The sequence below is a fragment of the Geoanaerobacter pelophilus genome, assembly GCF_018476885.1.
Taxonomy (GTDB): Bacteria; Desulfobacterota; Desulfuromonadia; order Geobacterales; family DSM-12255; genus Geoanaerobacter; species Geoanaerobacter pelophilus.
Map to the genome: position 1 here is coordinate 281589 of NZ_JAHCVJ010000001.1, position 25028 is coordinate 306616.

Annotated in this window: 20 protein-coding genes; 5 read left to right on the top strand and 15 right to left on the bottom strand. The window is 53.8% G+C overall.

Going from position 1 to position 25028, the window contains the following annotated elements; genetic code table 11:
- Nucleotides 1–12 precede the first annotated feature (12 nt).
- The 3 genes from KI809_RS01290 to KI809_RS01300 all read right to left on the bottom strand — a co-directional run bounded on the left by KI809_RS01290 (nucleotide 13) and on the right by KI809_RS01300 (nucleotide 4455).
- Nucleotides 13–1677, bottom strand: coding sequence for a methyl-accepting chemotaxis protein (locus tag KI809_RS01290; RefSeq protein ID WP_214169706.1), 1665 nt, complete (start codon nucleotides 1675–1677; stop codon nucleotides 13–15).
- Nucleotides 1677–3893: a chemotaxis protein CheA gene (locus KI809_RS01295; protein WP_214169707.1), complete on the bottom strand. Its 2217-nt coding sequence runs from the start codon at nucleotides 3891–3893 to the stop codon at nucleotides 1677–1679. The genes KI809_RS01290 and KI809_RS01295 overlap by 1 nt, the downstream gene beginning before the upstream one ends.
- 157 nt (nucleotides 3894–4050) lie before the next feature.
- Nucleotides 4051–4455, bottom strand: coding sequence for a response regulator (locus tag KI809_RS01300; RefSeq protein ID WP_214169708.1), 405 nt, complete (start codon nucleotides 4453–4455; stop codon nucleotides 4051–4053).
- Between the two features lie 164 nt (nucleotides 4456–4619).
- Between KI809_RS01300 and KI809_RS01305 the strand changes: the two genes are divergently transcribed.
- Nucleotides 4620–6614 (top strand): ATP-binding protein, encoded by a 1995-nt coding sequence (locus KI809_RS01305; protein ID WP_214169709.1) that lies wholly within the window; start codon nucleotides 4620–4622, stop codon nucleotides 6612–6614.
- A 125-nt stretch (nucleotides 6615–6739) separates the two neighbouring features.
- Here the strand turns inward: KI809_RS01305 and KI809_RS01310 are convergent, their stop codons facing one another.
- The 11 genes from KI809_RS01310 to KI809_RS01360 form a co-directional block, all read right to left on the bottom strand.
- Nucleotides 6740–8032 carry an RCC1 domain-containing protein gene (locus KI809_RS01310; RefSeq protein ID WP_214169710.1) on the bottom strand — a complete coding sequence of 431 codons (1293 nt, stop codon included), beginning with the start codon at nucleotides 8030–8032 and terminating at the stop codon, nucleotides 6740–6742.
- A 23-nt stretch (nucleotides 8033–8055) separates the two neighbouring features.
- Nucleotides 8056–9090, bottom strand: a complete 1035-nt coding sequence (locus tag KI809_RS01315) for a hypothetical protein (protein WP_214169711.1) — start codon at nucleotides 9088–9090, stop codon at nucleotides 8056–8058.
- Complete coding sequence (locus KI809_RS01320) at nucleotides 9077–9535, bottom strand: FKBP-type peptidyl-prolyl cis-trans isomerase (protein WP_214169712.1); 459 nt, start codon at nucleotides 9533–9535, stop codon at nucleotides 9077–9079. The genes KI809_RS01315 and KI809_RS01320 overlap by 14 nt, the downstream gene beginning before the upstream one ends.
- A gap of 53 nt (nucleotides 9536–9588) precedes the next feature.
- Entirely contained in the window at nucleotides 9589–10830 is a 1242-nt protein-coding gene (locus KI809_RS01325) for a DUF1015 domain-containing protein (protein ID WP_214169713.1), read from the bottom strand.
- A gap of 49 nt (nucleotides 10831–10879) precedes the next feature.
- Nucleotides 10880–11677: an NlpC/P60 family protein gene (locus tag KI809_RS01330; RefSeq protein WP_214169714.1), complete on the bottom strand. Its 798-nt coding sequence runs from the start codon at nucleotides 11675–11677 to the stop codon at nucleotides 10880–10882.
- A 12-nt stretch (nucleotides 11678–11689) separates the two neighbouring features.
- A protein-coding gene (gene prfB / locus KI809_RS01335; RefSeq protein WP_214169715.1) for a peptide chain release factor 2 occupies nucleotides 11690–12806 on the bottom strand; the annotation gives its coding sequence in 2 pieces (ribosomal slippage) (nucleotides 11690–12736 and nucleotides 12738–12806; 1116 coding nt in all).
- A 9-nt stretch (nucleotides 12807–12815) separates the two neighbouring features.
- Nucleotides 12816–14372 carry an apolipoprotein N-acyltransferase gene (lnt, locus tag KI809_RS01340; RefSeq protein WP_214169716.1) on the bottom strand — a complete coding sequence of 519 codons (1557 nt, stop codon included), beginning with the start codon at nucleotides 14370–14372 and terminating at the stop codon, nucleotides 12816–12818.
- A gap of 7 nt (nucleotides 14373–14379) precedes the next feature.
- Nucleotides 14380–15228 carry a hemolysin family protein gene (locus KI809_RS01345; protein ID WP_214169717.1) on the bottom strand — a complete coding sequence of 283 codons (849 nt, stop codon included), beginning with the start codon at nucleotides 15226–15228 and terminating at the stop codon, nucleotides 14380–14382.
- Nucleotides 15229–15262: 34 nt separating this feature from the next.
- Entirely contained in the window at nucleotides 15263–15970 is a 708-nt protein-coding gene (locus KI809_RS01350) for a diacylglycerol kinase (RefSeq protein ID WP_214169718.1), read from the bottom strand.
- Nucleotides 15971–15986: 16 nt separating this feature from the next.
- Nucleotides 15987–16442: an rRNA maturation RNase YbeY gene (gene ybeY / locus KI809_RS01355; protein WP_281416725.1), complete on the bottom strand. Its 456-nt coding sequence runs from the start codon at nucleotides 16440–16442 to the stop codon at nucleotides 15987–15989.
- The gene (locus KI809_RS01360; protein ID WP_281416726.1) at nucleotides 16339–18744 is read right to left on the bottom strand and encodes an HD family phosphohydrolase; all 2406 of its coding nucleotides are present in this window, start codon (nucleotides 18742–18744) and stop codon (nucleotides 16339–16341) included. Before KI809_RS01360 ends, ybeY begins: the two co-directional genes overlap by 104 nt.
- A 223-nt stretch (nucleotides 18745–18967) precedes the next feature.
- On the opposite strand from KI809_RS01360, the gene eno reads away from it, so the two are divergent.
- The 4 genes from eno (at nucleotide 18968) to KI809_RS01380 (ending at nucleotide 23515) form a co-directional block, all read left to right on the top strand.
- The gene (gene eno, locus KI809_RS01365; RefSeq protein ID WP_214169719.1) at nucleotides 18968–20257 is read left to right on the top strand and encodes a phosphopyruvate hydratase; all 1290 of its coding nucleotides are present in this window, start codon (nucleotides 18968–18970) and stop codon (nucleotides 20255–20257) included.
- A 99-nt stretch (nucleotides 20258–20356) separates the two neighbouring features.
- The gene (locus tag KI809_RS01370) at nucleotides 20357–21793 is read left to right on the top strand and encodes a nicotinate phosphoribosyltransferase (protein ID WP_214169720.1); all 1437 of its coding nucleotides are present in this window, start codon (nucleotides 20357–20359) and stop codon (nucleotides 21791–21793) included.
- Entirely contained in the window at nucleotides 21786–22373 is a 588-nt protein-coding gene (gene pncA / locus KI809_RS01375) for a bifunctional nicotinamidase/pyrazinamidase (RefSeq protein ID WP_214169721.1), read from the top strand. The genes KI809_RS01370 and pncA overlap by 8 nt, the downstream gene beginning before the upstream one ends.
- 77 nt (nucleotides 22374–22450) lie before the next feature.
- On the top strand, nucleotides 22451–23515 hold the full coding sequence (locus KI809_RS01380) for a 3-deoxy-7-phosphoheptulonate synthase (protein WP_214169722.1): 1065 nt from the start codon (nucleotides 22451–22453) through the stop codon (nucleotides 23513–23515).
- A 66-nt stretch (nucleotides 23516–23581) separates the two neighbouring features.
- Here KI809_RS01380 and KI809_RS01385 read toward each other — a convergent pair whose 3' ends face one another.
- Nucleotides 23582–25027: a glycosyltransferase family protein gene (locus KI809_RS01385; protein WP_214169723.1), complete on the bottom strand. Its 1446-nt coding sequence runs from the start codon at nucleotides 25025–25027 to the stop codon at nucleotides 23582–23584.
- Between the last annotated feature and the right edge of the window lies 1 nt (nucleotide 25028).

Sequence of the window (25028 nt, forward strand, 5' to 3'; positions counted from 1 at the left end):
CAAATTTCCGATTTAGAACCGTTCATAATCCTTGTCTAGTTCATCTTTGGCGCCGGCAAGGTCCAATGCCACCCCGCTTCGCATCCGTTTCTTGCCTAGTGGCCTGGGTGGCAAGGTTATCCGCGACGATTTGCATGCCTTTCCCTTTTTTGGCAACGGCGGGAGATGAGAAACTTCCGTATCGTTCCCCAAACTGAAAAATTCCATTGCTGCCGAGAGCTGCCTCGCCTGTACCGACAGCTCTTCGGAGGTTGCCGCTGTCTCCTCGGCGGTGGCTGCATTTTGCTGAATTACTTTCTCCAACTGGGCAACAGCAACAGTTACCTGGCTTACCCCGGCATCCTGTTCGCGGCAGACAGCGCTTATCCCCTGCACCAAGTCAGAGGTGCGCTGAATATCAGGCACCATGGAAGCCAATTTCATGGCTGCAGATTCAGCCACCTCAACACTCCTCCCGGAAAGGCCCAGAATATCCGCGGCGGCTTTCTGGCTGCGCTCGGCAAGCTTACGAACTTCCGAAGCTACCACGGCAAAGCCCTTTCCGTGATCGCCGGCACGAGCAGCTTCTATCGCAGCATTGAGAGCAAGCAGGTTGGTTTGTCGGGCAATCTCCTCAATGATGACCACTTTGTCGGCGATTTCTCGCATTGACTTGACAGTCTTCGCGACCGCTTCCCCGCCTTCGTGCGTGTCTGCAGCGGCCTTTACCGCAATCCTTTCTGCAACTGTCGCGTTATCGGCATTATGCCTTATTGTTGCCGACATCTCCTCCATGACTGCAGTTGCTTCTTCCGCTGAAGATGCCTGCTCGCTGGCTCCCGCAGACATTACTTCGGCACTCGCCGACAATTGCCTGCTGCCCGCCGCCATGCGATAGGAAGCCTGTTTTGCAGCTTCTACTACTTCACGAAGTCCAGCCACCATGTTTTTCATTGCTGACAGCAACTCAGCGGCCTCATCAGTACCGCTTGTTACAATCTGTACGGAAAGATCACCTGTGGCAACCTTGTTGGCAAACTCAACCCCACGCTGCAACGGTCTTACAATACTTCTCGTCAAGAAGAAGCCGAAACCGCCGGCAAAAATAATCGCTACGACAACCGCAGCCGTAGCAACCAGTTGGCTCCGGCGGCTTGCTGCATCGTATTGCAGGCTACTGATCCTGTTTTCTTCCTGCAATCGATGACCAAGTTTATTAAGGACTCCATTAAGCAACGCCCGCTCCTCATCAACCCGTGCGTCAACCCGGGATACTTCCTCAGATGGAGCTCTGCTCTCCAGAAGCGGCCACAACCGGTTCAACACAAGATCAAGATAGCGGGGATATATTATCGACAATTGCTCTGCCAGCACCTTTTCCTCAGGAGTATCGACAGACTTTATGACTCTGGCCACATCGTTTCGGGAATCATTTTTGATCTTCTCTATTTCCTCCCGAGGTCCGCTAACTCCCCTGTTGATGATTGCATCAGCAATATTGGCATAAACGGTCAATGCGTTCAGTTGCATCGTATGAATTGCTGCAAAGTCTTTACTGCGTCTTTCCCCATCATCCTCGAGCCTTTTCAGATGGTTAACCTGAATTATCAGAAACAGGGATACCAAAGAGAATAAGAGAATAACCCCGCCAAAGCCTATCGCCAATCGTGTGCCGAATCTCATGTCCCATATCTTCATCAATGACCCTCCGAAACCGTCTCTCGCGAAATAACGGGGCGGCCGAAACGAACTGAACCAAATAAAGAAAAATCCCTACCCTCTTCCATCGAATAAATCACAGGCAGATCAAGGACCAGTGATACGGTTCCGTCACCCATCACCGCTGCTCCTGAAACCCCTCTCACTTTTTTGTAAAACCGGCCAAGCGACTTGATTACAGACTGATGCTGACAGACAACTTCATCGACTAAAATTCCGAACCGTTTATCCATGGACTTAGACACGACTATCTGCTCGGTCTCAGGCCGGTCACCGGCTATCAAAAAACGGTCTCGCAGGGAAATGAATGACAGCGGCTCCCCACGGAGATTTACAATCCCGGTACTTTCTACGGGTTCAGACCCGCCCCGCTTGTAATCAATGCACTCTTCGACATGGGCAAGGGGAATCAGGAACTGTTCAGATGCCACCTTTACCAGCAGGGTTTCGATAATTGCCAGGGTTAGAGGGATACGAATGGTCATTGTAGTGCCGGAACCGTAACTGCTGCTGATTTCAAGAGAACCATTGAGTGAAGTGATCGCCTGGCTTACCACATCCATCCCAACGCCTCTGCCCGAAACTGTAGTTACTGTCTGTGATGTCGAAAACCCGGGGTGGCAAATCAGAGCGAACAGTTCCCGATCCTCAAGCCTCGTCTCAGGGTCTATCAAACCTCTGGCAATGGCGATACTCTGGATCAAGTCGACATCAAGCCCGGCGCCATCGTCACTCACAACAATTTCAACGCATTCTCCTATATGCCTGGCTACCATCCGAATAATCCCTTGCGCAGGTTTCCCGGCTATCAGCCGCTGTTCGCCTGATTCAATGCCATGGTCAATTGAATTGCGAATGATATGAATGAGCGGGTCAACAAGTCGCTCAATAATGGACTTATCAAGTTCGGTTTCTCCCCCCTCGAACAACAGTTCAACTTCCTTACCCAGTTCCGCGGAAAGGTCGCGCACCAATCGGCTGAACCTGCCGAACATAGTGCCGATGGGAATGAGCCTGATGCCCATGATATTCTCTCGCAATTCGACGGTGTGCCGTTCCATCTCTTCAGCCACATCCCGCAGCCTTCCGCCGATAGCATCCCAGAGTTCAAACATCTGGTGCGGATCTGTAGAGGAAAACATATCAACGCTGTTAAATTCAGTGGCACATAATGATAACCGCCCCTGGGTGGTCACCAGTTCACCGACAAGGTTCATCAGGTGATCAAGCTTAGTTGATGGTACCCGCAAGGACGCAGCTGCCTCCTGATTCCTGCGTTCACGCTGAAAGTCCCTGATCAGCGCCTGCTCAGTCAGGGCTGAATTGACCCTTTCCGGTGGCACCGCTCCGGTCTCAACCAGCATCTCGCCCAGACGCTTTTTCCCGGAAAGCACTTTTTCAAGATTCATTCGATCCAGGTCGCCACGACTTACCAGTATCTCTCCCAGCATCGGACCAGGCACAAGATCATCATCTTCGTCGGGTACTGTCGGCTCTATTTGCTCGATCACCAAACTGCATTGATCTGCGATGAATATAAAAAGATCTCGCAGCTCATCGGCATCAACTGGCGTGATAAGAGTGATCTCCCAATCCACATAACAGGTTTCGGGATCAATCTCTTCAAGAAGGGGAACGGCTCTCACATTGGCATTGACCGAACATGAGCCGAGAGCAAAAAGCTCTTTGATTCTTTCAAGAGGATCCACTCTCTGTTTGAGAGCAGAAGCATGTAGCGACAGAGATATCCGAAAACACTTCTGCGAGGCTTTTGCAGAACCAGCCGAGCGTACCTCAGAGAGCGGCAAGGTCTTGCTGCCACCAGTGTCGGCAATTTGTTGTTGCAGAACAGCAATGACCTGCGACGCCTCATCAGAACAGTTGCCTGCAGGTTCAAAGATCATCTTTCGAATAATGTCGCCGGCTCGAAGTGCCAGTGTGATCAATAGCGGTGAGATCGTGAGCTCGCCAGACCGGACAAGATCAAATATCGATTCAATCTTGTGGGCAAAACCGGACACCTCATCAAGACCAAACATCCCGGCAGAGCCCTTAATGGTGTGCAGAGCCCTGAAGACGGCATTGACGAGTTCCGGGTTGTCTACGCCTTTGTCGAGGTCAAGCAGAGCAGTTTCCAGATGGGATAACTGTTCGCCGGCTTCCTCCTTGAATATATCCAGAAGGTGTTCTTTCACAATGACTCCGAGGCAATGCCCGATGAGGGATTGGTTAAGACATACTACTAGCTATCGGTAATTATTGACTGCAGTTTAAGATGAATGATGCGAGAGCAATAAACATGGCAGCAAAGGAAGTATAGTGGCGGGGAGTTAAGATGTAGAAAAGCGGCAATCAGGCAAGCTGAACCTTTTTCAAGGCCCGATCAAAAGCGTCAATCTCAAGGGGCTTCTTCAGGTACGCCTTAACCCCCAGTTCACGGCATCTGGCCTTGTCACTCTCTTGAGGCGATGAGGAGAGTACGATTACCGGTATCTCTTTTATCCGGTCATCAGCATTCACAAGCTCAAGAAATTGAAAACCGTCAACCTTCGGCATCCTCAGATCGAGAATTATCAATTCAGGGAGTAATGACGATTGCGTGGTACCGGGCACGACCCTATCCCGTAGATACCGGAGAGCTTCCTCTCCCTCATTAGCGACATCAACATTGTTAATTTTGAGTTTTTTCAAGGTACGTAATGTCAGGAACTGATCATCAGGTTGGTCTTCCACAAGAAGTACAGGCCACAAATTCATGAATCCCCCCTCCCTACATGAAAACAACTAAAAAAAATCAAATGACAATTACATTAATGAGAACATCGGCATCACTAATGAAAACTTGAGAGTTTTTTTAATGAACCAACAATTTTTCACATTTTTCTGGCAATTTCATGCCACTGGAGCTATCTTCCCCGGCCATGAGCATTAAAACAAATCTTCTGATAGCGCTCTTACTGGTCGTTTCGGTCATGCTGGCCACCGTAGGCTATCTCGGCTGGAGTTCGATAAGGATCAGCAATCAGCTGGGGAGGATGGTGCCGTCCGTGGATTACCTGGAGGCAGTGGCTTCTTCCAGGGCGAGCATAACCAGGCAGATGAAAGAGGTAGTTGATTGCCTCATATCGCACTCAACCACATCACACAATGAATTCGATAAAGTTGCTGTCACAACAGAAGAGCAGTTCACCAAATGGGAAGCAGCCATCAGTGCCAAACAAAATGGGGGCTCCGTCACCGACAGTGACGAGCTGAAGCAACTGCAGCAGATCAGAGAAAATTACCGTGAATGGCGGGGGCTTGCCGTAACGGTATTAGAACTATGTGAGCAAAAGGAAGTGGAACGCGCTAAAGCCATCCTTGCCGAGACCTCGTATCTTGTCCTGGAAAATGCCCTGCTCAACGGAATAGACAATGCATTGGAGGATGGCAACAATAAAGTTGTGACCGACTTCCATCTGCTGGTCATGGCCCTGGGGAGGCTCCCATGGTCGAACGAAAAGGCCCTCCGGACCCTGGAGCGAGTGCAATCGACCGTAGACTCAGCCCTTGCCTTAACCAGAATCAATACCGGCATCAGCAAACAACTCAAGGAAGTTATGGATGATCTGGTTTCCCCGGTAAATTCGCTCCGGCCATTTGGCTGGGCCGGCAATGAAACCAAGACTGCCCTGAACGATTTCAGACGTTCGGCCCGCAAACTGGTCGAACTCGGGCTCCCCAACAGCAGCAAACTGCTTTCCCAGGCAACCACACTGGAAAGCCAGTACATTAAATTTACCATTCTCTGCCAACAGGCCATGTCCACTCGTCAGGCCGGCGATGTGGTAAGGGCTGCCAAACTCGCTGACAGCGTCATAGACCAGGCGATGAAAGAGGGCTTGACGCCGAATCTGAAACAGTCACTTAACGACAGTAACCGGGAAATCCAGGATCTCAGCAGCACCGTCGGCTGGCAGGGGATAGGGGTCGTCACCATTGGCGCCATGCTGGTCATCATGGCCCTGCTGACATCTTTGAAGGGAATCCTGAAAACCTTCTCAATCCTCGAAAGTGAGACGTCCTCCATCGCTGCCGGCAATCTCGACCATAGGATTGCCCTGCCGGCAACCACAGAACTGGGGAGACTTGCATCGTCATTCAACAGCATGACCGACAGCCTACAGAAAACCCATGCCGATCTGCGTGAACTTAATGCCAGACTGGAACAACGCGTCGAGGAGAGAACCGCCCAGCTTGCCACGGCCAACGAGGACCTCCGGCTGTTCAGTTCATCAGTATGCCACGACCTCAGATCGCCTCTTTCGTCGATCAGCGGCTACAGCCAGCTGCTGCTCATGACATCCGCCGACGCCCTTGACCCGGAGACCAAAGAGACCCTGCAGCGGATTGTCGATAGTTCGGAAGAGATGTCTGCCATCATCGGCGCCCTGATGAAGCTCGCCAGAGTTACAGAAGGCGATATCAGTTGCGAAGCGGTGGACCTTAGCCTGACCGCCCGTCTCGTTGTTGCCGAGATCCAGGGCCGCCATTCTGAGCGTACCGTTAATGTCGAGATCGGTGAGCACCTGCATGCTTACGGCGATGGGATGCTGCTGAGGCTGGTCCTTGAAAATCTTCTCAACAATGCCTGGAAGTTCACGGCCAACAAGCCGGATGGCATGATTACCTTTGACCGGACCGTTGAGAATGGAAAAACCGTCTTCTTTGTTTGCGACAACGGTGCCGGTTTTGACATGGCAATGGCTGATTCGCTTTTCAGGCCGTTCGGCAGGCTCCACAGCGCTGACGAGTTCGATGGCACCGGCATTGGTCTGGCAACAGTCAAACGGATCATCGATCGTCATGGCGGCACAATCTGGGCCACCGGCGAACCGGGAAAAGGCGCAACCTTCTATTTCACGCTCGGGGCTTGACGGCCGACACGCCTCCAGACACAACAGAGATCCTCATTTACAGACATCCGTGGTAATTCCTTAACAGCAAACACAAAAAAAGGGGAGCAGTACGCTCCCCCGTATTATCAGTTCTTAACCAGGCCTTACATCCCCCGCACCCTAACTGGAGAAAATTGGTTCGTCTGGTTGCCGATCCCCAGCTGGCCTACGGAGTTCTCTCCCCAACTCCACCAGGAACCATCAGTCTTTCTGGCATGGCTATGATCCCAAGATGCCGAAATAGAGGCCGGCAGAGTCCCATTTAGAACTTTCAAAGTAAATCCGCTGATCGCCACCGGGGTGTACCTATTAATCGTAGTGCCATCGCCCAGCTGGCCAAACACATTATAACCCCAGGCGTAAAGGATGTCGGTGACCGGGTCGTAGGCCAGCGAGTGGCTCGCCCCGGCAGCAATGAGCGCTGCAGAGGTCAAGCCTGGCGCCGGTATTGAAATCTTGACCGGGGTTTCAGAATAAACATTTTCCCCATGCAGACCGTTACCCAACTGACCGAAGTAGTTGTATCCCCAGGCCCAGATAAAGCCGTCCGAGTCAAGTGCCAGGCTATGGCTACTGCCAGCGGCGATCTTGGCAATAGTGACGGTGCGTGGCGGAGTGTCGTTAAAAGGCACCAGAACCGGGAAGAAATGATTCGGCTTGTCATGGGGAGAACCATCTCCCACCTGGCCCCATTCGTTGTAGCCCCAGCCCCAGACAGTACCGTCATTCTTGAGCGCCAGAGCATGGGCCCCGCCGGCCGCAATCGCAGTGACCCCGGTCAACGGGCTGGAAACCGCGGCAACAACAACTTTATCAGCCATCTGGCTGCTGTAATTGCCAAAGGTATTTTGGTTGGACAGCCGCCCCAGCTGGCCATGGTCGTTTTTACCCCATGACCAGACCGTGCCGTTTCGGTCCAGGGCAAGGCTGAAGTAGCCCCCAGCTGCCACTGCGGTAACTCCGGAAAGGGAGGCCCTGCTCCCCCATTTCCTCACAGTGACCGGCACCGAACTGTTCGGGGTCTGGTTATCAGCGGTCAACCCGTTGCCGAGCTGGCCGTAGCGGTTGAACCCCCAGGCCCTGACAGTGCTGTATTTCTGAAATGCCAGCGTATGGTTGGACCCTATGGCAACGCCGTTCCCGGCGCTGTAATTGGCAAACCGCGTCACCAGAACCGGGACGGAACTGTTTGAGGTGGTGCCGTTGCCGATCTGTCCGGATTCGTTGGCCCCCCAAGCATAGAGGGTCGTGTTGTTGACGAAAACTGCACTGTGCTGATAGAACGACAGTGGGTCCGATGTCGCAGTCATTGAACTGTTTGAGCTGTTGCCGCTGCCACAAGCGCTTAACAGGGCGACTCCGACGGCAAGTAGCAAACGTGATTTCCAGCGATACATACAGTTAACCTCTTTCCTTGAATTCATTGAGCTTTTCTTGTTTCAAGCCCCGTTGCCACAGGCGACCCAAAGGTCAAAACCGTTGATTCGGCAGGCTTGAGCCCGGCAAAGCCGGTCCGTCCCAGAAACTCCTCATGCCAGAATCCGGTGGCATCTCCTGATGGCAGATACCTTCCGGAATCGTTCCTTAAAGTAATCTCAACCGTTTTCTGTAGCGCCGGCAACTGCTTTTCGGCAATCACTGGCAGTCGGAAAACAGCCACCTTTGCCGCCTTGCCCGCTACAATCGGGATTGGCGCCATATTCCCGGAAGCCGCTAGTTCCGCCGGAATCACCAGTAATGAATCGGCCTTCGGCAGATCAGGAAGCCTGGCCATCAGGGTGAGCTCCGCGCTGCCGTTGGCTACCCGAATATCGTAACACGGGGTCCAACCCTCACCTGATATGATATAGGAGAGCTGAACCGTACCTCTTTTTCCAGCAAGCCACAGCTTGGCCACAGTTCCTGAAACTTTTTCATTTTTCCGCAAGGCCGACTGTTTTCGATCAAGGTCACGCAATTCGCGCTCAGCCTTGCGCATCGCGCTATAAACCTCTTCAAGCCGGGAAATCGCAAAGTCAGTCCCCTGGCGAATGGCGGCCAACGGCTCCGGATTGGTCCTGGTACGTTTCGGCGCCTTGCTCCCCTGGGACTTGGCAGTGGCCTTGAAGATCTCTTCCTTGACTCTTAGCGCCTTGAGGCGATCCTGCAACTCTTCACGGCGCTTGTCAAGATACGCCAACTCTTTTTCTTCACCCTTGCCCGGCTTTACCGGCTCCAGTTCAACCCTGGCCAAGCGAGCCTCACCAAGCGGCTTGGCACGAAACGACCCAGTCAACATGGTAGCAGGGAGCAGTAGTTCCCGATATGAATTTCCCAGGGCAAGTACCTGTTCGACCTTAGCCCCGTCCAGATACCAGGTTATACTCTTTCCGCCGGCAACAGCATCAGGAATCGCTGTGCAAGCCAGCAGCAGTAAGGCCAGCAGGCCCTTTGCGCTAAAGCTATTTCTGAACATCCAACAGTTCCACGTCGAAGATCAGGGTCGCATTGGGAGGGATCACCCCACCCGCGCCACGGGCCCCATATCCGAGCTGAGCCGGGATCGTCAGGCGACGCTTGCCACCGACCTTCATCGACATTACCCCTTCGTCCCAACCCGGGATGACCTGGCCAGCGCCAATGGCAAACTCAAAAGGCTCTCTCCGGTCTACCGAGCTGTCGAACTTGGTGCCGTTTACCAACCAGCCGGTGTAATGAACCTTTACCAACTTCCCTTTGACCGGCGATGCGCCGGTGCCGACTTTGGCATCCTGATAGGCAAGGCCGGTTGCGGTAGTGGTTGTCTTGGCCTTTAGTTCGGGAATTGCCGAAGCTGCCTGAGCCTCCTTCTGGGCACATGCAGGTATGGCAATAGCAACGAAAAGCAGCAACACGGCAATAATCTTTTCAACACCCCTCATGGTTACGTCTCCTTTTCAATTCAATTTTCATTATAAATCGTCTGATAGCAAAGTTACTTTAACAGATGGAGAAAGAGCCCTGACCTCAGTTTCGGTTCAAACCAGGTGGACTTGGGCGGCATGATCTTATCGGCATCCGCCAGCGAAATCAGCTCTCCGATCGAAGTTGGATGCAGAGAAAAAGCAACTTCGTATTCGCCGCTGTCAACAAGGCGCACCAGTTCCTCTACCCCCCTGATGCCACCTACAAAGTGAATTCGCTGGTCGGTCCTGGGGTTGCGAATACCCAGCACCGGATTGAGCAGGTTATTCTGCAGTATGGACACGTCAAGATGGTTGACCGGATCAGTCTCATCAAAAGAATCATTACCGGCGGTCAGGGCATACCATTTACCAGCCAGATACATCCCGAACTGGTGCCGTTCCTGCGGCGACACAGCCGTCGAAACCGGGGTCACATCGAACTTCTCCGCAACCCTGGAGATGAACTCTGCCACCGTGAGATGGTTAAGGTCTTTGACTGCGCGGTTGTACGGCATGATGTTCAGCTCGTTGTCAGGAAAGATAACGGCCAGGAAGTAGTTGTACTCTTCAGTGCCATTATGAGAGGGATTAGCCGCCGCCCGAAGCTCGCGCACCCTGCCGGCAGCAGCGCTGCGATGGTGCCCGTCGGCCACATACAGATTCGGGATTGCGGCAAACAGGCCGGTAAGCCTGTCGATAGCGGCCTGATCATTGATGATCCAGAAGGTGTGCCGTACCCCATCCGAAGCGGTAAAGTCATACTCAGGATCAGCATTTGAAGCATCTTTGATCAGTGCTGCTATGGCCTGGTCGAAACGGTAGGTGAAAAAAACCGGTTCATCGTTGGCATCCATATAGTCGATGTGGCGGACCCGATCATCTTCCTTGTCGGCCCTGGTAAGCTCATGTTTCTTGATAACACCACTCTCATAGTCATCTACCGAAGCACAGGTCACCAGGCCGGTCTGGATGATGTCCCCCATCTGCTGACGATAGACATAGTAGCAATCGGCTTTATCCTGGAACAACACGCCGCGGCTCATGAAATCAGCAAGGTTCTGCCTGCCACGCAGATACACGGGATCGCTGTAATGATCTATCGCAACATCAAGATCAATCTCCGGACGAGAAATATGCAGAAAACTGTCCGGCTCGCCTGCTGCCATCTCTCTAGCCTCCGCAGCATCCATGACATCATACGGGGGCGATGCAACCCGGCTCGCCAGCTCCTTGACCGGCCGCACTGCTTTGAACGGCTTGATAATTGCCATACCATTCCTCTCTTTAAATCCAAGCTTGATACGTCCCAAACACTAAACGTCAAAAGTATCTTTTACCACCAATGAACCGTTTTGCGAAATACGCCTCATCAAGTGCCGATACCTTGATTTCATCACCGCGCCGCGGCGCATGGACGAATTTGCGATCGCCCACATAAATGCCGACATGGTTGATCCGCTCTTCCGAATCACCGAAGAAAACCAGGTCGCCGTCTTTCAGCCCGTCAATCGCGACACTCTCCCCAACCCGGTACTGCTCTCGCGACGTCCTCGGGATATTGACCCCGCAAAGATTGTACACCGCCCGGACAAAGCCGCTGCAATCCATGCCGTCAACAACCGTGTCTCCCCCCCAACGATAGGGAATTCCGACAAACCGCTCGGCAGTGCGGGCCGCAATGCCTCCCATGTCGCTGCCGGCAGCGGTCTGCTTTTTCACAGCACCCTGCTCAACCGGTTTTTTGACCTCTGCCGGATACCCCTTCTTCAGCACCGGTTCCAGAGGGGATGCAATGAAATAAGAGGTGAGGAGCTTTTCCTTCTGCAGCTTGACAGCAGCCTGCCGAGCGCTATCGCGAGTACGGAAATCGCCGAAGCGAACAGCATAGACCCCGTCCTCTTTCCGAAAGTAAAAAGCCTCGACCCCTTTTTCCTGCAACCTTGCGGCAAGCCGTTCCGCATTCTTAACCTCGCGGAAAGCGCCAACCTGTATGGCATAACCGATACGTGTTATCCCCTGTTGCTTGGACAGCCCCCCCTTGCTTGACGTTGCACAACCGGGTGTCGCAAGCATCAGGACCAGTGCCGTTGCAATCGCTTGTAACTGAAAATAGTTCATATACGGTATCTATCAATCCGAATCAGTGACATTGCGTCGCACACCCATAAGAAATGCCACGATAAAATCTTCCAGATCGCCGTCAAGCACTGCGTCCGGGTTGCCGGTCTCCACTCCAGTGCGGAGATCCTTTACCATCTTGTACGGGTGCAGCACATAAGAACGAATCTGGCTGCCCCAGCCAATCTCCTTCTTCTCGCCCGAGATCTCAGAGGCCTGGGCCTCACGCTCCTGCACTTCCTTCTCGTAGAGTTTTGCCCGGAGAACCCGCAAGGCGGTTGCCTTGTTCATATGCTGGCTGCGCTCGGTCTGGCAGGCAACCACAATACCACTAGGGATATGGGTTATCCTTACCGCCGAATCAGTGGTGTTGACATGCTGCCCACCAGCACCGCTGGAGCGATAGGTATCGACCCGGAGATCTGACTCAACGACCTTGACATCGATATCGTCGGCAATCTCCGGAAACGCGAATACCGAAGCAAACGAGGTGTGCCTGCGGGCATTGCTGTCAAAGGGAGATATCCGCACCAGCCGGTGAATGCCGATTTCCGCTTTCAGGTATCCGTAGGCATTCTCTCCGGTAACGGCAAAGGTAACCCCTTTGACGCCCGCTTCGTCGCCGGCCTGATAATCGGTGATGTCAGTCTTCCACCCTTTGCGCTCGCAGTAACGGAGATACATCCGCAGCAACATTTCGGCCCAATCCTGCGATTCCGTCCCTCCGGCCCCGGCATTGATGGAGATAAAACAGTTGCTCCGGTCATGTGGCCCGGAAAGCATCCGCTGAAACTCGGCCTGCGTAACCTCCTGCTCCAGCCGGTTGTTCATCTCGGCCACTTCAGCAAGAACGTCAGCGTCCTCTGCCTCCTGACCGAGCTCTATCATCACCCTGACATCCTCGGCAAGGCGGTTGCAACGGTCCCACGCCTCCACGATCTTTTCCAGAGAGGTCCGCTCTTTCAGCACCTGCTGGGCAGTCTCCTGGTCGTCCCAAAAACCGGGCGAGGCAATCCGCGCCTCCATTTCCTGAATGGTCTCGCGTTTGGTATCTACGTCAAAGAGACCCCCGAAGTTTGGCGATCCGGTCGGCAACTGCTTCTATACGTGCGACTTCCTCTCTGAACATCTGTTACTCCTATTCCTTGATTTTGCTATTCCTGAAGATCGAATACAAAGCAATCAACACCGTCAAGCCGAGGCACACCCCGGCAAACAGTTCGCCGTAGCGGTTGTATAAAGTAACGCCGCTGCCAGCCCTTACCTCGCCGGTCAGGGCATCCTCACGAAAAATCTGAGTCATCCCGTTAAAATGCCCCTTGCTGTCAATAATCGCCGTAATGCCGGTATTGGTGGCCCTTATCAGCGGCACCCGGTTCTCCACCGCACGAAACACGGTCATTGACAAGTGCTGGTACGGTGCCGACGACCGTTTGTACCAGGCATCGTTGGATATGTTGACCAGCAGCCGGGCGCCGGCGTTGACATATGCCCTTGAAAGTTCGGGGAAAATCCCCTCAAAGCAGACCAGCACCCCAACCTTGGTCTTGCCGATATCAAGCGGTTCTGCAGATGCTCCCGGCGCAAAGTCGCCAATCCCCTCCACCAGCTTGTTGACGAAGGGGAGGACCTGTTTCAACGGCACATACTCGCCAAACGGCACCAGGTGAATTTTATCACTCCGACCGCTAACCTCGCCTTTGCTGTTAATCAGAAAAGCGCTGTTGAGGTATTTGGTACGCTCCCCTTCCTTCTTGAATGCGGGGCTGCCGAAAATCAACGCGCTATGCAACCCTGCCGCCAGCCTTTTCACCCGATCGGCGTAGGCAGGCTCGCTCTGAAAGAAAAAAGGGGTAGCGCTTTCCGGCCAGACAACAAGATCGGGCTCGAACGAGGCCACCGAATTGGTCAACCGTTCATAGATCCTGACGGTCTCTTCCTGAAAAGAGGGGTCCCATTTAACATCCTGGGAGATATTTCCCTGGATTAGTGCCACTTTCAAAGGAACACCAGTCTCAGGGGCTGTCAACCGGATGAAGCCGTAGGCAACAGTGGCGATCATCAACACAACTGCAGTGACAATGGTCCACACCCTTTGCTTAAGCTGCTCTCCGCCCCCAAAAAACATCAGCGCCCGGAACAGGGCCACATTGACCAGCACTATCAGGAAGCTGACACCATAAACCCCCACCACATCGGCAATCTGGATCAGCGGCAGGATCTTGTATTGCGAGTAGCCCAGACTAGCCCAGGGGAATCCGGTCAAGGCAAACGACCGCACATACTCCATGCCGACCCAGACCAGCGGCAAGGAAAAACCTGCCCCAATGCCGATCAGCTCTCCCGCCCTTACCAGGGCCATGCTCCCGGCGAGGTAACAGGCAAGATACGCCGCCATGATCAGCATCAACGGGACACTGACGACCAGCGGCAACTTGCCATAGCTGTTCATAACAATGACCAGCCAGTACATTATCCCTGCATAAGCGATTATTCCGGCAATTAGCCCCAGCTTGAATGCCTGGGTAGCAGTCGCTTTGTCCACCGACCTGAGCAGTGGTACCAGCGCAATCCAGGCAAGCAACGACAGACCCGGCTTGGGGAACGAAAGCGCCAGGAGCAGTCCGGAAAGAACCGCAAGCAGGCAGGAGACCATGGGGATCTCCCGGTTGGACCTCTTTAAAGTAAATAGCATGAACGGTTCAATCCTCGCCGGTTATCTCCGGAAGGCGCTCGACCTTAAGCTTGATCACCCGGCGCTCATCGGCCTCCAGAACAGTGATACTCAGATTATCCAGGATCACCACCTCGCCGCTTTCCGGGATCCGCCCGGTAAGATGGAATGCCAGGCCGCCGACGGTATCGAACTTGTCCCTCTCAATTTTGATCCCAAAATGCTCTTCAAGCTCCTCGATCGGCAGACGGGCATCTACCAGCACTGAGCCGTCTTCGTCGACAATCAGCCGCTCCTCCTCGGTGTCGTACTCGTCCTGGATGTCCCCGACAATCTGCTCCAGCAGATCTTCGATGGTCAAGAGTCCTGAGGTCCCGCCATACTCGTCGACGACAATGGCCAGATGAATCCGCTTCTTGCGAAATTCCTGAAGCATCTCCTCCAGGTTTTTCGATTCCGGGATAAACATGGAGGGGCGCATTATCGATCGGAGATGAATGTCGCCCTCATCTTTGCCCCAAAGCTTGAGCAGGTCCTTGGCATAGAGCAGCCCGACGATATTGTCCATGGTTCCTTCATACACCGGGATGCGCGAATGGCCACACGCAATGATCGTATCCAGCGCCTCCCGCACCGGGGCATCGATCGGGATGCAGGCCATGTCTGTCCGCGGCACCATCACCTCTCTCACCACGGTATCGCCAAGGGCGAAGATGGAACGGATCATGGCGTTTTCTTCCTCGTTGATGATCCCTTCCTCTTCTCCGGCATCCATAAGTTCCTGGATCTCTTCTTCAGTTACCTTTTTCCTGCCGGACAAAAATCGGTTCAGGTTTTCCCAGAGCCCTGATTTTTTTCTACTGTCTGCGTCGTCCAAAAAAATCTCCTGTCAACAGATCAAGATTGCATATTTATTGATAATAACGAAACAGGAACATGATTAATAAAGTTATGGCAATACCGGTAACAGCGCCAAGCAGAACCTCGCGCATCGAATGGATATGAAGCAGTAATCGGGAGTGCGAAACCATGACGGCAAGTGCGATGGTCAATACGGAAATCAGCGGATTCTGAGTGGAAAGCGATACCACTGTTGCAACGGAAAAGGCAACCGCAGCATGTCCGCTGGGGAGGCCACCCTCAAGGGGAGTACCGGTACCAGATATCGCCTTAAGGATTACCACCACGATCACCACTGTTAGTAGAGAGACCAGAGTCCCCATCTCGGAAGGGTTTCCTACCACGCCGAGTGCCTCCTTGTAAATGGGAAAAATATATTTTGACAGGACCAGATAGCCCATCACTGCAGCGCCGATTGAAGCTACGAGCACGGCACCGGCCGCCACGTCCTTGGCAATCTTCGCTTGCGGATGATACTCAGTAGTAACTAGATCTACCACTGCCTCAACCGCAGTATTCATCAGCTCGGCAAAGAGTACGAAACAGACGGAAATGGAGATGAGAATGAATTCCGTCTCAGTAACTCTGAGCAGCAGCATCAGCGGAAACAGAAAAAGCGCGGCAAGAAAATGCCTGCGCATATGTTTCTGGGTCCGTGCGGTGTGGATGATCCCCTCAATGGCACAGTTGACGGAATCGATAAAACGGGTCGGTTTCATTGAAAGGTTCCCGATCTCACTCGATCAAGCCTTCCTGCTGCAGCACCGCGAATATCTCCTGCTCCTTTGCCTCCATTCGGTGAGCCTCCTGTTCGCCGCTCCGCTCATGGTCATAGCCGCACAGGTGCAGAATGCCATGCATCAGGAGAAAACTGAACCGCTCAAAGAAGGCAATGCCGGCTTCTTCAGCTTCCCGGGCAGCCGTATCAGCCGAAATCACCACGTCGCCGAGCATTTGCGGGTTGAGATCGCCAAACTCCCCCTCCAACAACGAGAAAGAGATCACATTGGTCGGACGGTCCTTGCCGAGATATTCCCGGTTGATCCTGCGCATCGCCACGTCGCCGACTATTGAAAGAGAAAGCTCGCTACCTGCTGCTCCCAAGGCGCTTAAGACCCTCTCCGCTACTTTTCTTATCTGCGGTATCGACATCCGGTGACGCCGCTGGCGGTTCACTATCGCTATTTTCAAGAAGCTTCCTCCCTCCACTCGACTTCTCTTTAAAGGCCGGTTCAGGGTAATCTATCCGATGATGATAGATCCCGTTCAGCACTCGGTTAAAACTCTTGGCAATCTCGTGCAGGTTTTTCAGCGTCAACTCGCATTCGTCGAGTTGGCCATCGATAAAGATATTGTTGATGATCTTCTGCACCAGACCTTGAATGCGGGCCGGAGTCGGATCGGAAAGCGTCCGGCTGGCAGCCTCGACAGCGTCGGCAAGCAGAACGAGCCCGGCCTCCCGTGTCTGGGGCTTCGGCCCCGGATAGCGGAAATCCTGCTCGTTTATTGCTGCCGGTTCGCTGGACTGGGTCTTAGCCTTTTGATAGAAGAACGAGATGAGACTGGAGCCGTGAGACTGGCGGATGATATCGATGATGACCGACCCGAGGCGATATTCGCGTGCCAGCTCAACCCCCTCCTTGACATGAGCGATCAGGATCAGGGCGCTCATGCTCGGTGAAAGCTTGTCGTGCTTGTTGTCCCCACCTCTGACGTTTTCTATGAAGTAGAGCGGCTTGGAAACCTTGCCGATGTCGTGATAATAAGCGGCAACCTTTGCCAGCAGAGGGTTGGCATGGATTGCTTCGGCAGCGGCCTCGACCAGGTTGCCCACCAGGACACTGTGGTGATAGGTGCCAGGCGCCCGAACCATCAGGTTGTGCAGCAACGGTGAATTCAGGTTCGAGTATTCGAGCAGTTTCATGTCGGTGCTGTACTGGAACAGGCTCTCTACGGCCGGGATGATTCCGGTGACCAGCGTGGCATTGACAATGCCGCCAATCAGGGCATAAAAGGCGCAGTAGACCGTTTGCAGGGAAAAGAAGCCATCCCCCAGGATCTGAAAGGAAAGAGCCAAGGCAACATTGACCACGCTCACCTTCAGACCGGCGCTGTAGATAACGCCACGGTCCTTGCACTGCCTTACTCCGTGGGCGCCGACCACCCCACCCATCAGGGCGAAGATGACGACCTGCATGCTGCCGTCGAACATGGCGCCTGCCAGAGGTGCGCATACCGCGCAATAGACCAGGGCAACCTCGGAATTGAGAATGATCCGGACCAGCATCGGGGCAAAAGCAAACGGCAGGAGGTAGTAGAAATTTGCCGCACCGACGCTGGGAAGAGCCCCACCCATGGCGGTCGAAAACATCAGCCCTATCCGCAACAGCGTAAAATGGAACAGGGTCACTAACGCCAGCAGCATCAGGTCCTTGTTCCCCGGAGAGAACTTCCGGACGTTCTTGCGGGCAAAACGGTACGGGAAATAGCAAAGGATCATGACCAGACAGAAGGTGCCTGCCGTTATCGCCAGTCGGGCAACGACGCTCCGCCCGGCATATATCTGCCCTAAACGCCTCACCTGGTCTTCGGTAAACCGTTCGCCCGAACGGACGATCATTTCCCCACGCTTCAACTGGAAAAGGATCGGTGCCACCGCTTCACGGGCAGCCCGGCGCCGTTCTTCGGTTGCCTCGCGGTTGAGAGTCAGGTTCGGCAACAGAGATTTGGCGATGATCTTTTTGATCAACAAGATATCATGGGTCTCGGCGGTGAGATTCAAATGGATTTCAAAGACCCGCTTCTGAGCTTCCGACAGGTCAATTGCCGTGAAAGATCGATCGAGAGTGGCCAGCAGTTCGCAGGTGCGACTGTCCTGCATCTGAATGCCGTGAGCCAGATCGCTGGTAAAAAGCCGCTTGTCCGAAACAACCTTGTTGGCAAAGATCAGCCCGGTCAGGCGGTTGATCTCGCCGACCAGTACCCGGTCCGAGCGGAACCTCATGATCGCGGCAAACTCCGGGTCACTGAGCTGAATACCGAGAATCTGGTTAAGCGAATTCCTGAGTCCCGCCCTGTCACTGCTCTTCTCTGCTGATCGCGCTGCGGCAATCGATGAAACAGCCTTATCAAATCTCTGCGTTATCTCATGGGGAGCCGCAACATTCAGGTCATAAACATAGGGAGCCGCAGACTCTGCATCCAGCCGCTTCTTTTCCGTCAACTGCCGATCCTCAAGCAGATAGTCCTGGGTTGCCCGGATGTCGGATGCAGCAATTTCACCGACCTTGTAAACAGGTCGTGAAAACTGTTGGCCAGGGGTGAGCAAAAGGGTGAGCAGGGTAACGGTGAGGAAAAACAGGATAATCCGGTTGCGCTTCACGCTCTGGGGAGCGGAAAAACGCTCCAAAAGCGAATTAAAGAGGCGCTCGCCAACGATTAGCAGAGTGCTTCGTGTCTTGTCAGGTTGTTCGTTGCCATCTACGGGCATCATAATCCAGGCGCTCTGCCACAGGCTGCAATGTGGCGACGCAAAAAACCGCTGTTGATGCAGCTAACTATAGCCTCAGAAGCGTGTCCTGTCAACTTGCAGCTACTAATGACGGGGTATTGCAGCATTAATTCTCCTTTCATTTTCGGGATTCTGTGATATAAAAGAGCCTTAATTGGCGGGCTGACCCAGCCCGTTCTCACTTTTTCAGCATGGAGGGGAGTTCATGAGCCAGATTACCGATGTTTACGCAAGAGAGATAATCGATTCCCGAGGCAACCCGACCCTGGAGGTCGAGGTGTTTCTCGATTCAGGTGTAATGGGTCGCGCGGCAGTACCGTCAGGGGCATCAACAGGCGAACGCGAAGCTCTTGAAATGCGTGATGGCGACAAGTCCCGCTACCTTGGCAAAGGGGTCCAGAAGGCAGTCGATAATGTCAACAACCAGATAGCCGACGCCATCATCGGCATGGAAGCAACCGATCAGGTCGGCATTGACCGCAAGATGCTCGAACTTGACGGAACGGAATACAAAAGCAATCTCGGCGCCAACGCCATTCTCGGCGTGTCACTGGCAGTTGCCAAGGCTGCTGCCGAAGAGGTGGGACTTCCGCTTTACCAGTATATCGGCGGCTGCAACGCCAAGGAACTGCCGCTGCCGATGATGAACATCATCAACGGTGGGGCCCATGCCGACAACAACGTCGATATCCAGGAATTCATGATCATGCCTGCCGGGGCGAAGAGCTTCAAGGAAGCGCTCCGTATGGGTGCTGAGATCTTCCATGCCCTCAAAGGGGTGCTTAAAGGCAAAGGTTACAACACTGCGGTCGGTGACGAAGGTGGTTTCGCTCCCAACCTCAAATCCAACGAAGAAGCACTGGAAGTAATCATGGAAGCAATCGCCAAGGCCGGTTACAAGGCTGGCGAAGAAGTACTCCTGGCTCTTGACGTTGCTTCTTCCGAGCTGTTTCAGGACGGCGTTTATACCCTCGAAAATGAAACAGATTCGAAGAAGACCCCGGCCCAGATGGTTGATTTCTACGAAAACCTGGTCAACAAGTACCCGATCATCTCAATCGAGGACGGCATGGCCGAGAACGACTGGGACGGCTGGAAACTGCTCACTGAGCGGCTCGGCAAGCGGATCCAGATTGTCGGCGACGACCTGTTCGTCACCAATCCGAAGATATTGAAAGAAGGAATCCAGAAGGGGATCGCCAACTCCATCCTGGTGAAACTCAACCAGATCGGCACGCTCACCGAAACGCTCGACGCCATCGAAATGGCCAAGCGCGCCGGCTACACCTGTGTCATCTCGCACCGTTCGGGCGAGACCGAGGACACCACCCTGGCCGATCTCTCGGTAGCCGTCAATGCCGGCCAGATAAAGACCGGTTCCCTTTGCCGCACCGACCGGGTCTGCAAATACAACCAGCTGCTCCGGATCGAGGACGAACTCGACTCTACTGCAATCTTCCGCGGCAAGGATGTGTTTTACAATATTAAAAAGTAATGTCTTCGTAAAAACATTCAATATAATGTTCCCAACGGGGGGTTGCGCAAGCAGCCCCCTCTTTTTTTGATACAATTAACTTTTGCGGAGGTAGTTCTGATGCGATACTCGCCGCTTATTACCGATCTGTATGAACTGACCATGCTGGCCGGCTATGTTGATGAAGGAATGGCCGATACCCCGGCGGTTTTCGATCTGTTCTTCAGACATAATCCCTTCAATGGAGGCTACGCCATCTTTGCCGGCCTGGCACCGGCGCTCTCCTACCTGGAAAATCTCAGCTTCACCAGCGAGGAGCTCTCCTACCTCAACTCACTCGGCCTGTTCAAAGCAACTTTTCTCGAATATCTTGAGGAATTCCGTTTTCGCGGCAAGGTTACCGCTGTGCCGGAAGGGACCGCTGTTTTCGGCAATGAGCCGCTCCTGACTGTTGAAGGGACTCTGGCTGAGGCCCAGTTCGTCGAGACCGCGCTGCTGAATATCATCAACTTCCAGACCCTTGTTGCCACAAAGGCTGCGAGAATCTGCCACGCAGCAGGCAATGGCACTGTCATCGAGTTCGGTCTCCGCAGGGCTCAGGGGCCTGACGGCGGACTTTCCGCAGCCCGCGCCGCAGCAGTAGGCGGAATACGCAGCACCAGCAACGTTCTGGCCGGCATGATCCATAAACTGCCGGTCAAAGGCACCCATGCCCATAGCTGGATCATGGCCTTTCCCGATGAACTGACCGCCTTCCGCAAATACGCCGAAGTGTTTCCTGACTCGACCATACTGCTGGTAGACACCTATGACACCCTCAAAAGCGGCATCCCGAACGCCATCACCGTGGCAGGAGAACTGGCTGAGCGAGGGCACCGTCTTGTCGGGATCCGCCTGGATTCCGGAGACCTCGCCTACCTCTCAAAAGAGGCCCGGAGGATGTTCGACGCGGCAGGCTTCCCGGAGGTCAGGATCGTTGCCTCCAACGAGCTGGACGAATTTGTGATCGACTCGATCCGCGACGAAGGGGGGCGTGTCGACATTTACGGAGTAGGCACCAGGCTGGTCACCTGTGATGGCGACGGCGGCGGAGCGCTCGGTGGGGTCTATAAACTAGTCCGCTCCGGTGACCGGCCACGGCTGAAGGTGACCAGCGATACCGCCAAGGCAACACTCCCAGACCGTAAGCGGCTATTGCGGGCGCTGGCACCGGATGGCAGTTTCATTCAGGATGTTATCACTCTGGACAGCGAATCGATCGTACCAGGAGACACGGTTTTTGACCCGGCCAACCCCCTGCAGTACAAAACAATTCCGGTGACTGCCCAACTGATCGATCTGAGAGATGTCGTAATGAGCGACGGCAAGGCTGTTCTAGGGCCATCAGATAACCTCAACGTCCTGGCAGACCGGACTGCCGACCAGCTACAGAAACTGCCGCAAGGCACCCTGCGCTTCATGAATCCTCATCGCTACAAGATCTCTATCAGCAAAGGGCTGCTGGATCTCAGGCAGCAACTGGTGAAAGCAATCCAGGAAGGATCTACGCATGGATAAACATTCGGCCCTGTTAATCGTTGATGTCCAGAACGATTTCTGCCCGGGTGGCGCCCTGGCTGTTGCTCAAGGCGACCAGATCATCCCGGCCGTCAACCGGGCAATCACCTCTTTCAGCAGCCAGGGCCTGCCGATCATCGCCAGCCGGGACTGGCACCCGGAAAAAACCTCCCACTTTCGCGACTACGGCGGAATCTGGCCCCCGCACTGCATTCAGGCAACTGCTGGCGCGGCATTCCATCCGGCATTGAAACTCCCGCCAAATGCGCTAATCCTCTCCAAAGGGACCGAGGCAGATCATGATGATTATTCGGCCTTCCATGCCCGCGATGACCAGGGGCGCATGCTCGCAGAGATCCTGGCCGATCTCGGGGTCAATGCGCTTTATGTCTGCGGCCTCGCCACAGACTATTGCGTGAAGGAGACCGTCCGCGAGGCACAGCGATACCGGGTTGCAGTCACGGTGCTCACCGATGCAATCAAAGGGGTGGACCTGAAGCCCGGAGACTCAGAAAAAGCGGTGCACGAGATGATGGCATCAGGGGCAAAACTGGCCACTGCTGCCGATCTTCCAGAATAACTCTTTGACTTCCCCTTTATTCTTCGCTACATTGGCCCAATCTATTCCAGTACATGCAGAAATCGAGAGGGAATGCCATGTTCGTTAAGACCAACAATCTCAAGATCAAAAGCATCACACCGATAATCGCGCCGGCTGACCTCAGGCAGGTATTCCCTCTATCAGAAGAGTCGAGCGAATTCGTATCATCGAGCAGGGCAACCATCAAGAACATCCTGCTGGGGAAAGACCCCCGCCTGATGGTGGTTGTCGGGCCATGCTCGATCCACGACCCTCAAGGGGCCCATGAATATGCCCATCGCTTGGCAAAGCTGGCGGCTGAGGTTTCAGATCAGCTTTTCCTGATTATGCGGGTCTATTTCGAGAAACCGCGGACAACGGTTGGCTGGAAAGGTCTGATCAACGATCCCGACATGAACGAGACCCATCAGATCTCAAAGGGTCTGGGCGTGGCCCGGAGCCTGCTGTGCAAGGTTACAGCCCACAAACTGCCGATTGCCACCGAGATGCTCGACCCGATCACCCCGGAATACCTTGCCGATCATCTCTCCTGGGGCGCCATCGGCGCAAGGACCACGGAATCCCAGACCCACCGGGAACTGGCCAGCGGCCTGTCGTTTCCAATCGGTTTTAAAAACGGCACTGACGGTAATATGCAGATTGCCATAGATGCCATGATTGCGGCGCAGCACGGGCATCACTTTCTCGGCATCAATCGCGAGGGACTGACCTCGATCGTTCAAACTACCGGTAATCCCGATGTGCACATGGTTCTGCGCGGTGGCAAAAAACCTAACTATCACCCCGAGGATATCGCCAAGACCGAGGAGATGCTGACCAAGGCCGGGCTGTTTCCCACAATCATGGTCGATTGCAGCCACGGCAACTCCGAGAAAAACCACGAGAAGCAACCACAGGTGCTGGCGGAAGTCATCAACCAGATCGAGGCAGGCAACCGCTCAATCTCGGGAGTCATGATCGAGAGCTACCTTGAAGATGGCAACCAGCCCATGCCCAAGAGCCCCAGTGAGATGAAATATGGGGTTTCCATAACCGATAAGTGCATTGGCTGGGCAACCACCGAAAAAGTGCTGCGTGAAGCCCATGCAAGACTCAAGAAGTGTGGTGGCAGAAAAATCTGATTAAGCTGCAGGAACGAAAAAAAAGAAGGCCCGCTGGTACAACAGCGGGCCTTCTTTCGTCAGAGATCAATTCGCTCTTCGCAGGAGCTCTGCCAGCGAAAACGGCATGACGTTGATGTCGTAGATCCGGTTTGCCCCCAACCAGACCACATCCAGGATTATGGCGGTCTGACCCGGCTGTTGGACATATTTAAGCGGGTCTACAATCCAGGTAATGGTCGGGTTCCCGTAGAAAGCCCGTAGCGACTGCTGCATGTAGGCCCGGCCCGTCGGACCGTTGACCGCAAAGAACCAGGTATTCTGAGGAAACTGAGGAATTTTTTGCTTAATTGCCGTCAGAAATACTTTAACCGGCTCACCATCGCTAGCCCAGGCCTTGCCCCGGCTATTTATCAAACCGTAATTGTGCCAGAGATAAAATGAAAAGGCGATAACAACAAGCAGATAGCCGATGACTTTGCCCCAGCGCAACCAGGCATCTCTTAACACCACGGCATAACAGAAGGCAGCTCCCACCGAAGGCAGATACATATGACGGCTGATCGAGTTGAAGATATACTTGGGCTCGAACTGCGAGAGACTGCTCAGGCTTTGGGGGAGAAACGACAGGAAAACCCACCCTAGGCCAAACAGCATCAGCCGGCGATCCTTTACCCAGAAGAGCATTACCGGCAGGATGATTGCTGTCGCGTAAATACGCGGATCAGCCATCTTCAGACGACCATCGGGCTGAAGGAAAAACACCGCCCAGCCTGAAAAGAGAGAATGCAGCGGACGAAATGCAGAGTGGGTCACCAGTTCTGACTGCACATGCAGTACCTGGTATATGATCAGGTAATTGACAACAACATTGGCAATAATAATAACGGCAAACGGTAAAGTACGCCGCACTATCCCCTTGAAGTCGCTGAACCCTCCGAAAAACAGGACCTCGAACAAGGCAGCGACCAGTGGCAGGGACGCCGACTCCTCCTTGCTCAACACTGCAATTATAAAAAGAAAGAGCGCCGCACAATAATAGCGACGCTCTCCAGTTCTGCGATATTCGACATATGCGGTCAGCGTTAATAAGTAGTGGAACAGGTTGAGCGGGGTCGAATTTGCCGCGCGCCAGAGAATCGCATCTGCACCAATGGCTGAGGCGGCAAAGAATACCGAACTGACTGCTGCCAGGCCGCGGTCAGCAAAAAGCCTGGCTACCATTATGTAGACCAGGAGGGCATTTGCCAGGTGCAGCGCAATGCTGAACAGGTTATAACCCCGCGGATCAAGCCCTGACAAATGATACAACGGCAGCCAGACGCTGTTGGCAACAATCCTGAAAATGTAGTTGTAGCCGAGCAAAACCGCCTTTGGGCCACTTTGGACATGTTCAATCAGCCCGAAATCATCGTAGGTAAAAAAATTATCGATGAACGGTCCATAATAGATAGCTGTCACGACTGAGACAACCACCAGCACTGAACCAAAGAGCAAGCCTTCTGCCGATTTAAGCCACCGCAACAGTTTCATG